This window comes from Phreatobacter aquaticus, from assembly GCF_005160265.1.
GTDB classification, from domain to species: domain Bacteria; phylum Pseudomonadota; class Alphaproteobacteria; order Rhizobiales; family Phreatobacteraceae; genus Phreatobacter; species Phreatobacter aquaticus.
Genome location: NZ_CP039865.1, coordinates 524,712 through 539,398, shown reverse-complemented (window position 1 = coordinate 539,398; position 14,687 = coordinate 524,712). Strand labels below are relative to the sequence as shown.

The 14,687-nt window shown below is 65.8% G+C and carries 13 protein-coding genes; 12 read left to right on the top strand and 1 reads right to left on the bottom strand.

Translation table 11 applies throughout. The features are described 5' to 3' along the window. Positions 1-4 precede the first annotated feature (4 nt). The 11 genes from leuC to E8L99_RS02340 all read left to right on the top strand — a co-directional run bounded on the left by leuC (position 5) and on the right by E8L99_RS02340 (position 12,183). Positions 5-1,414 carry a 3-isopropylmalate dehydratase large subunit gene (gene leuC / locus E8L99_RS02390; protein WP_137098046.1) on the top strand — a complete coding sequence of 470 codons (1,410 nt, stop codon included), beginning with the start codon at positions 5-7 and terminating at the stop codon, positions 1,412-1,414. A gap of 298 nt (positions 1,415-1,712) precedes the next feature. Continuing rightward, the gene (locus E8L99_RS02385; protein ID WP_210421790.1) at positions 1,713-2,342 is read left to right on the top strand and encodes an invasion associated locus B family protein; all 630 of its coding nucleotides are present in this window, start codon (positions 1,713-1,715) and stop codon (positions 2,340-2,342) included. 124 nt (positions 2,343-2,466) lie between these two features. Further along, complete coding sequence (rlmN, locus tag E8L99_RS02380; RefSeq protein ID WP_137098045.1) at positions 2,467-3,729, top strand: 23S rRNA (adenine(2503)-C(2))-methyltransferase RlmN; 1,263 nt, start codon at positions 2,467-2,469, stop codon at positions 3,727-3,729. Between the two features lie 295 nt (positions 3,730-4,024). Next, positions 4,025-5,443: a serine hydrolase domain-containing protein gene (locus tag E8L99_RS02375; protein WP_137098044.1), complete on the top strand. Its 1,419-nt coding sequence runs from the start codon at positions 4,025-4,027 to the stop codon at positions 5,441-5,443. Positions 5,444-5,716: 273 nt separating this feature from the next. After that, positions 5,717-6,175: a hypothetical protein gene (locus E8L99_RS02370; RefSeq protein WP_137098043.1), complete on the top strand. Its 459-nt coding sequence runs from the start codon at positions 5,717-5,719 to the stop codon at positions 6,173-6,175. Then, entirely contained in the window at positions 6,172-6,474 is a 303-nt protein-coding gene (locus E8L99_RS02365) for a cupin domain-containing protein (RefSeq protein WP_137098042.1), read from the top strand. The genes E8L99_RS02370 and E8L99_RS02365 overlap by 4 nt, the downstream gene beginning before the upstream one ends. Positions 6,475-6,626: 152 nt before the next feature. Beyond that, positions 6,627-8,243, top strand: a complete 1,617-nt coding sequence (locus E8L99_RS02360) for an ABC transporter substrate-binding protein (protein WP_137098041.1) — start codon at positions 6,627-6,629, stop codon at positions 8,241-8,243. A gap of 22 nt (positions 8,244-8,265) precedes the next feature. Further along, complete coding sequence (locus tag E8L99_RS02355; protein ID WP_137098040.1) at positions 8,266-9,249, top strand: ABC transporter permease; 984 nt, start codon at positions 8,266-8,268, stop codon at positions 9,247-9,249. A gap of 2 nt (positions 9,250-9,251) precedes the next feature. Further along, on the top strand, positions 9,252-10,199 hold the full coding sequence (locus E8L99_RS02350; RefSeq protein WP_137098039.1) for an ABC transporter permease: 948 nt from the start codon (positions 9,252-9,254) through the stop codon (positions 10,197-10,199). Positions 10,200-10,207: 8 nt separating this feature from the next. Continuing rightward, positions 10,208-11,185: an ABC transporter ATP-binding protein gene (locus tag E8L99_RS02345; RefSeq protein WP_137098038.1), complete on the top strand. Its 978-nt coding sequence runs from the start codon at positions 10,208-10,210 to the stop codon at positions 11,183-11,185. After that, positions 11,182-12,183 (top strand): ABC transporter ATP-binding protein, encoded by a 1,002-nt coding sequence (locus E8L99_RS02340; RefSeq protein WP_137098037.1) that lies wholly within the window; start codon positions 11,182-11,184, stop codon positions 12,181-12,183. Before E8L99_RS02345 ends, E8L99_RS02340 begins: the two co-directional genes overlap by 4 nt. 6 nt (positions 12,184-12,189) lie before the next feature. On the opposite strand, the gene E8L99_RS02335 is transcribed toward E8L99_RS02340, so the two are convergent. After that, positions 12,190-13,377: a hypothetical protein gene (locus tag E8L99_RS02335; protein ID WP_137098036.1), complete on the bottom strand. Its 1,188-nt coding sequence runs from the start codon at positions 13,375-13,377 to the stop codon at positions 12,190-12,192. Between the two features lie 150 nt (positions 13,378-13,527). Between E8L99_RS02335 and E8L99_RS02330 the strand changes: the two genes are divergently transcribed. Then, positions 13,528-14,679, top strand: a complete 1,152-nt coding sequence (locus tag E8L99_RS02330) for a hypothetical protein (protein ID WP_137098035.1) — start codon at positions 13,528-13,530, stop codon at positions 14,677-14,679. Positions 14,680-14,687 lie beyond the last annotated feature (8 nt).

Below are 14,687 nucleotides of genomic sequence, written 5' to 3'. Positions count from 1 at the left end.
ATCCATGGCCAAGGCCCGCACGCTCTACGACAAGATCTGGGACGACCATGTCGTCGAGACCCAGGAAGACGGCACCGCGCTGCTCTATATCGACCGCCACCTCGTCCATGAAGTGACGAGCCCGCAGGCGTTCGAGGGGCTGCGCACCACCGGCCGCAAGGTCCGCGCGCCGCAGAAGACGCTCGCCGTCGTCGACCACAACATCGCGACCACGCCCGACCGCAAGTTCGGCATCAAGGACGAGGAAAGCCGCACCCAGGTGGAGGCGCTCGCCCAGAACGCCCTCGAGTTCGGCATCGAGTACTATGACGCCGCCGACATCCGCCAGGGCATCGTCCATGTCATCGGCCCGGAGCAGGGCTTCACCCTGCCGGGCACGACGATCGTCTGCGGCGACAGCCACACGTCCACCCACGGCGCCTTCGGTGCGCTCGCCCACGGCATCGGCACGTCGGAGGTCGAGCATGTGCTCGCCACCCAGACGCTGATCCAGGGCAAGGCCAAGAACATGCTGGTGCGCGTCGACGGCCAGCTGAAGGACGGCGTCACCGCCAAGGACATCATCCTCGCCATCATCGGCGAGATCGGCACCGCCGGCGGCACCGGCTCGGTCATCGAATATGCGGGCGAGGCCATTCGTGCGCTGTCGATGGAAGGCCGCATGACCGTCTGCAACATGTCGATCGAGGGTGGCGCCCGCGCCGGCCTGATCGCGCCGGACGAGAAGACCTACGCCTATCTCAAGGGCAAGCCGAAGGCGCCCAAGGGCATGGCCTGGGACATGGCGCAGAAGTACTGGGAGACGCTCTTCACCGAAGAGGGCGCCCATTTCGATCGCACCGTGGTGCTCGACGCCAACGCCCTGCCGCCGATCGTCACCTGGGGCACCTCGCCTGAGGACGTCATCTCGATCAGCGGCGCCGTGCCGAACCCCGACGACATCCAGGACGAGAACAAGCGCAGCTCCAAGTGGCGCGCGCTCGACTATATGGACCTGAAGCCGGGCACCAAGATCACCGACATCCGCCTGGACAAGGTGTTCATCGGTTCCTGCACCAATTCGCGGATCGAGGATCTGCGCGAGGTTGCTCGCGTCGTGCGCGACAAGAAGGTGGCCTCCACCGTCTCGGCGATGATCGTGCCGGGCTCCGGCCTGATCAAGGAACAGGCCGAGCAGGAAGGCCTCGACAAGATATTCATCGCCGCCGGATTCGAGTGGCGGGAGGCCGGTTGCTCGATGTGCCTCGCCATGAACCCCGACAAGCTGAAGCCGGGCGAGCGTTGCGCCTCGACCTCGAACCGCAATTTCGAGGGCCGTCAGGGCTACAAGGGCCGCACCCACCTCGTCTCGCCGATCATGGCGGCGGCGGCGGCGGTCGAAGGTCATTTCGTCGACATCCGCAGCTGGGGCTGACCTTCCAGCATCCCTGGTTGCCGCGTTATTCCTGCAAGCGCCCGGTCCCTGGCCGGGCGTTTGTCGTTAGGGAACCGGTTCCGCCATCGTCTTGCCCGCTTTGGCTGGTGATTAGCGCATCCAACGCGCTGGATCGAGGCTTTGCCGTCTTGCCTTTTGCGCGCCCGTTCGTCAGGAATCAGGCCGTTCTTTACCGCATGTTTACCTTGATCTCCGAAAGCTTACGGGGTGTTACCGGCGGAGCCGCCTTTCTGGCGCCCTCGAGCTGCCGCGCCCCATGATCATGCCGAGTCACGCGATGCGCCCAATCCGTCTTCTTGCCCTTCTCGCCGTTCCGGCTTTCGCCCTCGGGATTGCCACCGAGGCCTCGGCCCAGGCGCAGACCCAGCCGCGACAGCCAGCGCAGGCGACCCAGCCCGCGCGGCCCGCTGCGGCTGCAGCCCGCCCAGCCGCCGGCACTGCGGCCAGGCCCGCCGCCTCGGCGGCCGGTGGCCAGCAGGGCGCCGCTGTCGCCCAGTTCGGTGATTGGGGTGTGTTCACCTCCACCACGGCCCGCGGCAAGGTCTGCTACGCGGCCTCCCAGCCGAAAACCCGCGCGCCCGGCAATCTGCAGCGCGATCCGGCCTTCTTCTTCATCACCTCGCGTCCCGGTGAGAATGTCCGCAACGAGATCTCGCTGACCCTCGGCTTCGCGCTGCGCGGCGACGCCACCGCCACCGTCGGCACCACCAGTTTCGCGCTCTACACCCAGGAGAAGGGCGCCTGGATCAAGAACGCCGCGGAAGAGGGCCGTATGATCACCGCCATGCGCGGCGGTTCCCAGCTCACCGTGCGCTCCACCTCGGGGCGCGGCAACACCACCACCGACACCTATTCGCTCAACGGCCTTGGCCAGGCGCTCGATCGCGTCGCCCAGGAATGCCGTTGAGCGCATGCGCCTGATCGCCTGATCCCCGACGGCTCACGCCGTCGTCATGGCCAAGATGTCGAAAGGCTGCCTTCGGGCGGCCTTTCGTGTTATAGGCCGCGCCTTGCCGGGAACCCCCAAAGCCATGCCGACGCTCGATCTGTCCAAAGCCAAGCCTGCCGCCGCCGTCGCCCCGCCCGCCGAGGCGCCGCGCCCGCTGCCGGCCAAGCGCTCGCTGGTCGGCCTCGATCGCGCCGAGATCGCCGAGGCGCTGGCCGCCATCGGCATCGAGCCGAAGGAGATGCGCATGCGCGTCGGCCAGGTCTGGCTCTGGCTTTACCAGAAGGGCGCGAAGAGCTTTTCGGAGATGTCCAACGTCTCCAAGACGCTGCGCACCGTGCTCGAAGAGAATTACACGCTGGATCGCCCGGAAGTGGTGGTGGAACAGGTTTCAGCCGACGGCACGCGCAAGTGGCTGATCCGCATCCCGCCCTCGGTTGCCGGCGAGAAGTGGCACGAGATCGAGACCGTCTACATTCCGACGCGCGACCGCGGCACGCTGTGCATTTCCAGCCAGGTCGGCTGCACGCTCACCTGCTCGTTCTGCCACACTGGCACGCAGAAGCTGGTGCGCAACCTGACCTCGGCCGAGATCGTCGCCCAGATCGTGGTGGCGCGCGACCAGCTCGGCGACTGGCCGGGGCAGAGCGCACCGGAAGGCGCCTTCGTGCCGAAGGATGGCGGGCGCTTCGTCTCCAACATCGTGCTGATGGGCATGGGCGAGCCGCTCTACAATGTCGACAATGTCGTCCAGGGCATCCGCGTCCTGCTCGACCAGGACGGCCTGCAGCTCTCCAAGCGGCGCATCACGCTGTCGACCTCGGGCGTGGTGCCGGAGATCGAGCGCGTCGGCCACGAGACCGGCGTGTCGCTGGCGATCTCGCTCCATGCCGTGCGCGACGACCTGCGCGACGAGCTGGTGCCGATCAACAAGAAGTACGGCATCGCCGAACTGCTCGATGCCTGCCGGCACTATCCGGCGGCCTCCAATGCGCGGCGCATCACGTTCGAATATGTGATGCTGAAGGGCGTCAACGACTCGATCGACGATGCCAGGCGTCTGGTGCGCCTGCTCAAGGGCGTTCCCGCCAAGATCAATCTGATCCCGTTCAATCCCTGGCCCGGCACGCAATATGAGTGCTCGGATTGGGAGCAGATCGAGAAGTTCTCGGAAGTGGTGTTCGAGGCTGGCTATTCCTCGCCGGTGCGCACGCCGCGCGGTCGCGACATCCTCGCCGCCTGCGGCCAGCTGAAGAGCGAGACCGAGCGCCTGCGCGCCAAGGATCGCGCCGAGCTGATGTCGAAATCCGAACAGGACGCCTTCAGGGCGATGGCCTTCGTCGATTGAGGCGGTGCCTCAGGGGCGATCCTGGTTCAGGGGTTTCATTCCCAAACTCCCCGCGTCATGCCCGCCCTTTTGGCGGGCATCCACGTCTTGAGGCCCTGCGTGCAGAGGCAAAGTCGTGGATGGCCGGCACAAGGCCGGCCATGACAGTGGGGACAGCCGCCCTGCGGTCGAGCCTTCGCGATGCGCTGTCCTGCATAGGCTGCGCTTGACCCTTCCGCCCTCGCGGGTGTCAGCTTGGGTCCATGCCGGCACCAAGACCGGCCTGACCGACACCCAACGATCCCGGGAGGATCCCATGACGTTCTGGCGCCCGAGCGCGGCTGCGCTCTGTCTTGCCGTCTCCACCCTAGCCATCCTGCCGATCGCCGCGTCCGCCCAGCCGAGCCCAGGCTTCGAGCGCGGCCGCGGTCCCGATGATCCCCGTGGCTTCGACCCGCGACAGGGTTCGGAGGGTGGGCGCGGCTTCGAAGACCGGCGCGGTCCGGACGGCCGGCGCGGCCCGGACCAGCGCGGCGGTGGCCAGATCATGGGCATGGACCGCGCGCGGCTCGGCCGCATCGCTCCTGCCATGACCCAGCAGGTTGACCGCGGCATGTTCCCCGGCGCCGTGACGCTGATCGCGCGGGGCGGACGCATCGTGCATTTCGAGGCCCATGGCTTCCGCGACGCCGCCAAGACCGTGCCGATGACCCGCGACACGGTGTTCATGCTGGCGTCGATGACCAAGCCGATCGTCTCGACGGTGGCGGTCATGCTGATCGAGGAGGGCAAAATGAAGCTCTCCGATCCGATCACCACCTGGCTCACGGAACTGCGCGACCTCAAGGTCGAGGTGCGGCGGACCAATGCGGACGGTACCACCACCACGGAGAACGTGGCGCTGGCGCGTCCGATCACCGTGCAGGACCTGCTGCGCCACACATCCGGCTTCTCCTATGCGGGCTCGGTGCGCTCGTCGGCGATCAAGGAGCTCTACGACAGCCAGAACATCGAGGCGCGTGAGCAGAACATCACGGGCGACGAGATGCTGCGGCGGCTCGGCCAGATCCCGCTGGCCCATCAGCCGGGCACGGCCTTCGAATATTCGATCTCGGTCGATGTGCTCGGCCTGCTGCTCGAGCGGGTCACCGGCAAGCGGCTCGACGTCCTGGTCAAGGAAATGCTGCTCGATCCCCTCGGCATGGCCGACTCGGGCTGGTTCGTGCCGGAGGGCCGCCGCTCGCGGCTGGCCGAGGCGCTGGACGCCGATCCCTTGAAGGCGGCCATGCTGAAATCCTACCGGATCTTCGAGAACCCGGCGGATCACGGCCAGTATTTCAAGGGCGGCGCCGGCATGGTCTCGACTGCCGAGGACTATTTCAAGTTCGCCCAGATGATCCTGAACGGCGGCGAGTTCCAGGGCCGGCGCTACCTCTCCAAGAAGTGGGTGGAGTTCATGCTGTCGAACCACACGATCGGCATGGGCGGCACCACGGCGGCCTCGACGGGACCAGGCTATGGCTTCGGCCTCGGCTTCGCGGTGCGCCTGCAGCAGGGCTTCGCAGTGGCTCCGGGCTCGACGGGTGACGCCATGTGGGCGGGCGCCTGGGGCACCAGCTTCACCATCGATCCGACCGAGCAGATCGTCGGCATCCTGATGGCGCAGGGCCCGTCGAACCGCGGGCACACGCGCATGCTGTTCAAGAACCTGATCTACGGCGCGGTGGTGCGGTGAGGGGTGTCATGCCGCGCGCTGGTCTTGTCAGCGCGTCATTCTGACGACAGGCCAGTGCGCTTCTCGAAAGCGGCATGTGGGGGTGGGGGTGGGGGGCCATTTGAGCTTGGTGGAGCCACCCCCCCACCCTAACCCTCCCCACCGCAAGCGGGGGGAGGGGACTCAGGTCCGCCCGGCGGTACGGTTCGCGACACTTATGACAATGCCTAAGCCGGCCCCGCTTACCTGCCTTGCGCTTCCCCGTTGATGGTCCGACGGCTAACGTCGCCGACGATGAATCGCTATCTCTTCCTCGCTACCCGGCTGTTCCGCGTCGCGCTCGGCTTTCTCGGCGCGCTCGCCATCGCGTCCGCCATCGTGCTGGTCTTCGACCTCAACAAGGGGCGGGTTCCCGATGCACTGGCGGGGGCCGCCATTGTCGGGCTCATCACCTTCCAGGCGGCGGCCGTGCTCTGGCCACTGATCCTTGTCGAGTGCGTCGCTGAGTGGCGGCGCTGGCGCTCGGTTCTCGTGCATGGCGCGCTGGCGCTGGCGGTGGCCGGCGGCGTGCTCGCCTGGCAGGTCGTGCAGGCCGGTGATGACCCCCCCGATCCGCTCCTCGGCGAGGAGCCGGCCTTCACGGCGAAGCGCCTTCTGATCTACGTCATCGCCGGTCTTGCCGCCGGCATCGTCTACTGGCTCGTCGCCGGCCGCTCGGCCGGGCTCGACCGCATCGAAAGGACCGATCCATGAGCCATTTCACCTGCCGCGCGCCGGCTACCCCGGACGTCCTTCTCGACAATGACAAGGTCAAGGTGACGCGCTGGAACTTCACCGATGGCGCCGAGACCGGCTGGCACACCCATGGCTGGGATTATGTCGTGGTGCCGCTCGCCGACGGCAAGCTGATTGCCGAACTGCCGGGCGGCCAGCAGTCGGAAAGCACGCTGACGCTCAACGTGCCCTATTTCCGCAAGGAAGGCGCCGAGCACAACATCATCAATGCCTCGGGCAAGGACTTCGCCTTCATCGAGATCGAGATCAAGCCGTAACCGGCTGACGCGGGGAAGGGCATTTTCTGTCCTTGCCCAAATCCGCGTCATTTCGTCCACTCGCGGTCGATGACACCGCGTGTGACGCTGGATATGATCCCCTCAGATCGGCCGGAGCCAACCGGCCGTCACAGAGATTGCAGGGGAACTTCATGCGTATCGGAACCTTGATGCTGGCCGGCGCCATGGCGCTGGTGGCGGGCCTCGCGACGACCACGGTCGATGCCCGCACCGTTCGCTGGGCGCGCTCGGTCGACGCCCAGACACTCGATCCGATGTCGGCCAATATCGGGCCGACCTCCAATGTCGCCCATCAGATCTACGAGCCGCTGGTGATCCGCGGCTATGACGGCAAGCTGGTGCCGACGCTCGCGACCTCCTGGCGCAACCTGCCCGACGACGCGACCATGTGGGAAGTGAAGCTGCGCGCGGGCGTCAAGTTCCACGACGGCTCGGCCTTCACCGCCGATGACGCGGTCTTCTCGTTCGAGCGGGCGCGGATGCCGACCTCCGACTACCGGGGCCTTCTGACCTCGATCGAGAGCGTCACCAAGGTCGACGAAACGACCATTCGCATCAAGACCAAGGCGGCCAATCCGCTCCTGTTCGAGAACCTGACCAACATCTTCATGATGTCGAAGGCCTGGGCGACCGCGAACAATGCGCTGCAGCCGCAGAACATCCGCGAGCGCCAGGAGAATGGCGCCACCCGCAATGCCATGGGCACCGGACCGTTCCAGCTGGTCTCGCGCGAGCCTGACGTGCGCACCGTCATGCGCCGCTTCGAAGGCTATTGGGGCCGCACCGAATTCCCGATGCAGGTGACCGAACTGATCGTCGTGCCGATCCAGCAGGATGCCACCCGCATCGCGGCGCTGCTGTCGGGCGAGGTCGATGTCGTCCATGACGTGCCGGTGCAGGACATTGCCCGCCTCCAGCAGAGCCAGGGCATCAAGGTGGTCACCGGGCCGGAAAACCGGGTGATCTTCCTCGGCTTCAACGTGGCGCCGGCCGAGCTGAAATCGTCGGATCTCAAGGGCCGCAATCCCTTCTCCGACCAGCGCGTGCGCGCGGCGATCAACATCGCCGTCAACCGCGACGCCATCACCCGCGTGGTGATGCGCGGCCAGGGCCAGCCGATCGGTTATATCGGGACGCCGTTCATCTCGGGCTACAACGCGGCGCTTGGCGCCGTGCCGCGCTATGACGTGCAGGCCGCCAACAAGGCCCTGGACGATGCGGGCTATCCCCGCCGTCCGGATGCGGCCAACACCCGCTTCTCGGTGTCGCTCCAGTGCACCAACAACCGCTATGTGTCGGACGAGAACATCTGCCAGGCGGTCGTCGCCATGATGGGCCAGATCGGCATCAAGGTGAACCTGGTTGCCAAGCCGGCGGCGCAGCACTTCCCTGAGCTGCAGCGCGAGGAGCTCGACTTCTTCCTCGTCGGCTGGGGCATTCCGACCTATGACGCGGAATATGTGCTGACCTTCCTCTACCACACGCGTTCGGCCAACAACGGCACCTGGAATGGCACGCGCTATTCCAATCCGGCGCTGGATGCCCGGATGATCGCGCTGCAGACCATGCCGGACGTCACCCGGCGCAATGCCGAGCTGGAATCGATCCAGACCCAGCTCAAGAACGAGGCGATCTACGTGCCGCTGCACGTCCAGTCGATCAGCCACGCGGTGCGCGGCGGGCTCGACATGGCGGTGCATCCGGACGCGGGTGCCTGGTTCAAGCTGTTCCGCTTCCAGGGCTCGTGATCGCTCCCCGACGGATCCGATCATGATCGCCTATGTCGTGAAGAGCCTGGCGCAGGCGGTCATGGTCATGCTCGCCGTGGCCCTGGTTGCCTTCTCCATGTTCCGCTTCGTTGGAGACCCCGTCTCCAATCTGGTGGGGCAGGAGGCGACCATTGCTGACCGGGAACAGCTGGCGCGGGACCTCGGCCTCGCCGATCCCGTGCCGGTGCAGTTCGCGCGCTTCGTCGCCAATGCCGCGCAGCTGCAGTTCGGCGTGTCCTACCGGCAGGGCCGGCCGGTCATCGACCTGTTGAAGGAGCGGCTGCCGGCAACCGTCGAGCTGGCGCTCCTGTCGGCCCTGTTCGCACTCGCGACGGGACTGGCGCTTGGCGTCTACACGGCGATCCGGCGTGACGGAATCCTGTCCCACATGATCCTGTCGCTGTCGCTGGTCGGCGTATCGCTGCCGACCTTCCTGATCGGCATCGGCCTGATCTGGCTGTTCGCGGTGGAACTGCGCTGGCTGCCCTCGTTCGGGCGCGGCGAGGTGGTCCATCTGGGCTGGTGGACAACCGGGCTCCTGACGGTGTCCGGCCTCAAGTCGCTGATCATGCCGGTGCTGACGCTGGGCTTCTATCAGGTGACGCTGATCATGCGGCTGGTGCGAGCCGAGATGCTCGAGGCTCTGCGCACCGATTATGTGAAATTTGCCCGTGCTCGCGGTGTGCCGGAGCGCTCGATCTTCTTCCGTCATGCACTGAAGAACACGCTTGTGCCGGTGACCACCGTGGTTGGCCTGCAGCTCGGCGGCGTCATCGCCTTCGCCATCGTCACCGAGAGCGTGTTCCAGTGGCCGGGCCTGGGCGCCCTGTTCATCAATGCCGTGCAGTTCGTCGATATCCCGGTCATGGCCGCCTATCTGATGTTCGTCGCCTTCGTCTTCGTGGTGACCAATCTCGCGGTCGATCTTCTCTATTTCGCACTCGATCCGCGCCTGCGCGGCGGTGCCGCAGCGAGGGGGCACTGACCATGGCCGAACCGGTCATCGCCCGTCCGACGCTCCGCCAGCGCCTGTCCAAGGCCTGGAACTCGGATCTCTCCTGGAGCTTCCGCCATTCGCCGGTGGCGATGGTGGCTGCCTTCACCACGCTGGTCATCCTGCTCGCCTCGGTCTTCGCCAATTTTCTGGCACCGCAGGATGCCTTCGACCCCTCGGCGCTCAACCTGCTCGACGCCTATACGCGGCCAGGCGATGCCGGCATGGGCTCGAACACGGTCTATTGGCTCGGCTCCGACAATCAGGGGCGCGACCTGTTCTCTGCCATTCTCTATGGCTCGCGCGTCTCGCTGTTCGTCGGCTTCGCGGCGGTGTCGATCTCGGTCGTCCTGGGGGTGGCGCTCGGCCTCACAGCCGGTTATCTCGGCGGCCGAACCGATGCCTTCATCATGCGCGTAGCCGATATCCAGCTCTCCTTCCCGGCCATCCTCATCGCCCTCCTGTTCTTTGGCGTGGCGCGCGGCCTCATCCCGGCCTCGCAGCACGAGCAGGTGGCACTCTGGGTGCTGATCGCGGCGATCGGCCTGTCGCACTGGGCGCAATATGCCCGCACCGTGCGCGGCTCGACGCTGGTGGAGCGCAACAAGGAATATGTCCAGGCTGCCCGCGTCATGGGCCGGCCGTCCTTCATCATCATGCTGCGCCATGTGCTGCCGAACGTGGTCGGCCCGGTTCTGGTGATCGCGACCATCAACCTGGCGCTCGCGGTGATCGAGGAAGCCACGCTCTCCTTCCTCGGCGTCGGCGTGCCACCGACCCAGCCTTCGCTCGGCACGCTGATCCGCTTCGGACAGCAATATCTTTTCTCCGGGGAATGGTGGATTCTGTTCTTCCCTTCTCTCGCCCTGGTGCTGGTCGCCTTGTCGATCAATCTTCTTGGTGATTGGCTGCGCGACGCGCTCAATCCGAAACTGCGTTGAGTCCTGTGATGACAACCCCCGTCCTGTCTGTCCGCGACCTGGTCGTCGAATTTCCCACGCGACGGGGAAAGCTGACGGCCGTCGACCACATCTCCTTCGACATCGCACCCGGCGAGGTGCTGGGGGTGGTGGGTGAATCGGGCGCCGGCAAATCGATGACCGGCACGGCCGTGATCGGCCTGCTGGAGCCGCCCGGCCGCATCGCCGGCGGCCAGATCCTCTTGAAGGGCGAGCGGATCGACAACCTGCCGCCCGACCAGATGCGGCGCATCCGCGGCAAGCGCATCGGCATGGTGTTTCAGGACCCGCTGACCTCGCTCAATCCGCTCTACAAGGTGGGCGAGCAGCTGATCGAAACGATCCAGACCCATCTGCCGCTCAACGCCGCGCAGGCCCGTGCCCGCGCCATCGACCTCTTGGCGGAAGTCGGCATTTCGGCGCCCGATAAGCGCATCGACAATTATCCGCACCAGTTTTCCGGCGGCATGCGCCAGCGCGTGGTGCTGGCGCTGGCGCTCTGTGCCGAGCCCGAACTGGTGATTGCGGACGAACCGACGACCGCGCTCGACGTGTCCGTGCAGGCGCAGATCATTTCGCTCTTGAAGAAGCTCTGCAAGGATCACGGCACCGCCGTGATGCTGATCACCCACGATATGGGCGTGATCGCCGAGACGGCGGACCGCGTGGCGGTGATGTATGCCGGCCGCATCGCCGAGATCGGCCCGGTGCAGGACGTGATCAAGCGCGCGCGCCATCCCTACACGTCGGGGCTTATGGGCTCGATCCCGACGCTCGATGGCCATGCCGACCGGCTCGTGCAGATCCCAGGCTCGATGCCGCGGCTCACCGCCATTCCGAAGGGCTGCGCTTTCAATCCGCGCTGCCCGAAGGTCTTCGAGCGCTGCCTGGTCGAGCGCCCCGACCCCATCGCCGTCGACAACAGTGCGGTCGCCTGCTGGCTCTATGACAAGGAGGCCGTGGCGTGACCGACACCCTCGTCACCATCCGTAACCTCTCGCGCACCTTCGACGTCTCGAAGCCCTGGCTGAACCGCGTGCTGGAGCGCGAGGAGAAGCGGCTGCTGCGCGCCGTGCAGGACGTGTCCTTCACCATCGGGCGCAAGGAGACCTTCGCGCTGGTGGGCGAGAGCGGCTCGGGCAAGTCGACCGTCGCCAACATGGTGGTGGGGCTCCTGGAGCCTTCCGCCGGCTCCGTCGTGATCGATGGCGTCGACATGGCGAAGAAGGACGATCCGGCGAAGCTCAAGGCGCTGCGCAAGAAGATCCAGATGATCTTCCAGTCGCCGTTCGCTTCCCTCAATCCGCGCTGGCGGGTCGATCGGATCATTGCCGAGCCGATCCGCGCCTTTGGCCTGATCACCGACAATCAGGAGATCGAGGCCGAGGTCGGCCGACTCCTGAAGACGGTGGGTCTCGATCCCGCCGATGGTGGCAAATATCCGCACGAATTCTCCGGCGGCCAGCGCCAGCGCATCGCGATCGCGCGGGCCCTGTCGTCGCGGCCGGAATTCATCGTCTGCGACGAGCCGACCTCGGCGCTCGACGTGTCGGTGCAGGCGCAGATCCTCAACCTGATGCGCGACCTGCAGGACGAGTTCGGCCTGACCTATCTGTTCATCTCGCACAATCTGGCGGTGGTCCGGCACATGGCGACGCGCATCGGCGTCATGTATCTCGGCCGCCTCGTCGAGGTGGCACCGGCCAAGGAGATGTTCCAGAACCCGCGCCATCCCTATACGCGGATGCTGCTGGATGCCGTGCCGGATCTCGAGATGTCCGGCCGCGCCCGCAAGCCGGTCGATGGCGAGATTCCCAATCCGATCACGCCGCCGCCGGGCTGCCCGTTCAATCCGCGCTGCCCCTTGGCCAATGGCCGCTGCAAGACGGAAATGCCGGCAGCCGTCACTGACCAGTTCGGCACGGTCGCCTGCCACGCGGTGAGCGAGGGCCGGCTGGCGGCATGAGGCCGGTCACCTCAGCCCAAACGGCCAGTTGCCGATATCGATAGGCGGCAACTGGTAGAATGGCGTGAACTTCGCGATGGCATAGGCGATGCCATAGGGGAATACCGACCATTTCGGTTCCCCTCCCCAGACCCAGATCCAGGGGACGAGCAGCCAGATCAGGAAGAGGCCTCCCACTTCCTTCCGCGTCAGGCTGGCGAGAAAATCCCGGTCGGCGAGCCAGAAGACGTAAAGCAGCGGGAAGGTGACGATCGCCAGTACGCGCGTCTGATCGCCAACGAAGGCGGCCAGGGGCAGGATCCCAAGCAGGCAGATGAAGAAGGGGATGCTGGTCCGGCCGCGATCGCCGTAGCGCAGCGCCACGAGCCAGCCAGTTCCCAGGATGGACCAGATGATGACCTGGGTATGCAGCCAGAACTGCTCCTGCTGGATGCCGAAATAGGCGAGGAACCACGCGCCGCGCCCTGCCACCTCCATCCCTGACAGGTGAAAGATCGTGATCAGCGCCAGCTTTCCAGCAGCCACTCCGGCAAGCGCGGCAAGGCCGGTGCGCCACGAATGGACCTGGCCTGCATACCAACGTTCGGTCGCGAATATCGCGATTGTCACGAGGGTCAGGCTGACCATGGCCTGTTCGAAATGCTGCATGCCGAGCGCAATGCCGATCACTGCGGCGGCGAGAGCCCGGTCGCCCAAAGCCATGACCGCCAGCAGCAGCAGGAGCGTCAGGCCGTCATTGCCGACCCAGAAATAGGCGGTCCCGGAAACGGGGAGCGCCGCAAAGATGACGATGGCGATGCGAGCCTCGCGCTCCGCCAATCGCGCGAAGGTCAGCGACAGGAAAAGCGTCGTGAACGCGACCGCAAAGCCCAGGTTCACGAGCAGGAACGGGCCTTCCGATGTCGCGCCCAGCAGCCTTGCGATGACCGGCGCCAGCCAGCTTGTCGTGAGGTACTGGCCGCCAGGATCGGCGATCGCGACGGCAAAGGGATTCTGCGCGATTTTGAGTGAGTAGTAGAGATTCGGGATATGCCAGATGCCCGTTTTCACCAGCATTGCTGCAAGGAGGACGGTCAGGAACCGGCTGCGCGGCCAGTCGAAGACGATGCGTTCGGTGATGCTAAGACATTTCATCGGGCTGCTGTAACAAGGGGGCTGCACCTGGGCCAGACCCTGCCATCCTGCACGCCGCAAGACCAGTTTGAAGTCACGTGACCGGTACGCAGGTCACGGCGCGCCAATACCGATCTGCAGTCTCGCTGGCGATCGGCACGCGCCCAGTGGCAGTGCGTATTGCGATACCAGAAACACACTGTTACGCACCTTCCGGGCTAGGGAAGGTGCATGTCGTCGATTACGTTGCCTCGATTGGACGCGGCAATCGCCTATCTGGGCGTTGCCGGGGTGAACGTGCTGGCGTTCGCGATCATCATCCTGCACCGCGTGCTGACGCCCGTGCCGGACTCCGAATATATCCACCGCCTGGTGACCTATGAGAGTGGGCTCATCCGCCGGGGACTGGTGGGCAACATCTATGCGCGCTTCACCGAAGAGGTCGCCCCCTGGGTCGTGCGGCTCGAGGGCGGCCTTGCGATCGCCGTCTGCATGGGCCTCGCCATCCTGATCTTCAGCCGTTGCTTCCGCGCGCGACGGGTCGACACGCTGGTGATCGCCTGCTTCCTGTTCGGCTCGCCGCTCTTGTTCAAGAACTTCATCGGCAATCTCGGCAAGTTCGACGTGCTCGGCGCCATCGTCGCCATGCTGGCCGTCCTGATGCCGCTGCGTGCCGCGACCCATGTGCTGATCGCCGTTGCGAGCGCGGCGCTGCTGTTCATCCATCATCTCCACGCGACGATCTATATCCCGACCATCTACGGCATCCTGCTGCTGCGCGCAGTCGCTCAGCCGGGCGGGCTGGCCATGCGCGACGGTGCCTTGATGGGCGCGTCGCTCATCGGATTGATCGGGCTGTTCTTCTACCTTCTGTGCTTCGCGGTCCCGACCGTCCCGGTCGATGTCTTCCTCGAGCAGGTCCGCGGGCGGGCCCTGCAGCCTGTGCCGGAAGACCAGTCCTTCATGTGGTACGCGACCATTGCGGATGAACTGCCGCGCACCTTCGCCATTCTGCCAGGCCACGTCGCGCGGCTGCCGATCTATGCGGCCATTGTGCTGATCCACTGGCCGGTCCTGGCCTTCCTGGTGCGGCGCCAGCGCGTCCTTCACGCGGCCAATCCGACGCTGGCGAAGGCCTATCTGGTGGTGGCCATCGCCGTTCTCGGCGGCTTCCTGGTGACGAACCTCATCACCTTCGACTATGCCCGCCATCTCGGCAACGTGGCGATGTGCTTCCTGCTGCTGTGCTCCGCGCAGATCCTCGCCACGACCGGCCCGATCGAGGACGCGTCCGATATCGACGCGTCCAGGCCCTGGGTCCTTGTGGCAGCGCTTGCCACTGGAGCGCTGCCCTGGGTCGGCGTGGTCTATCCGCTGATCTGACGGGGCTC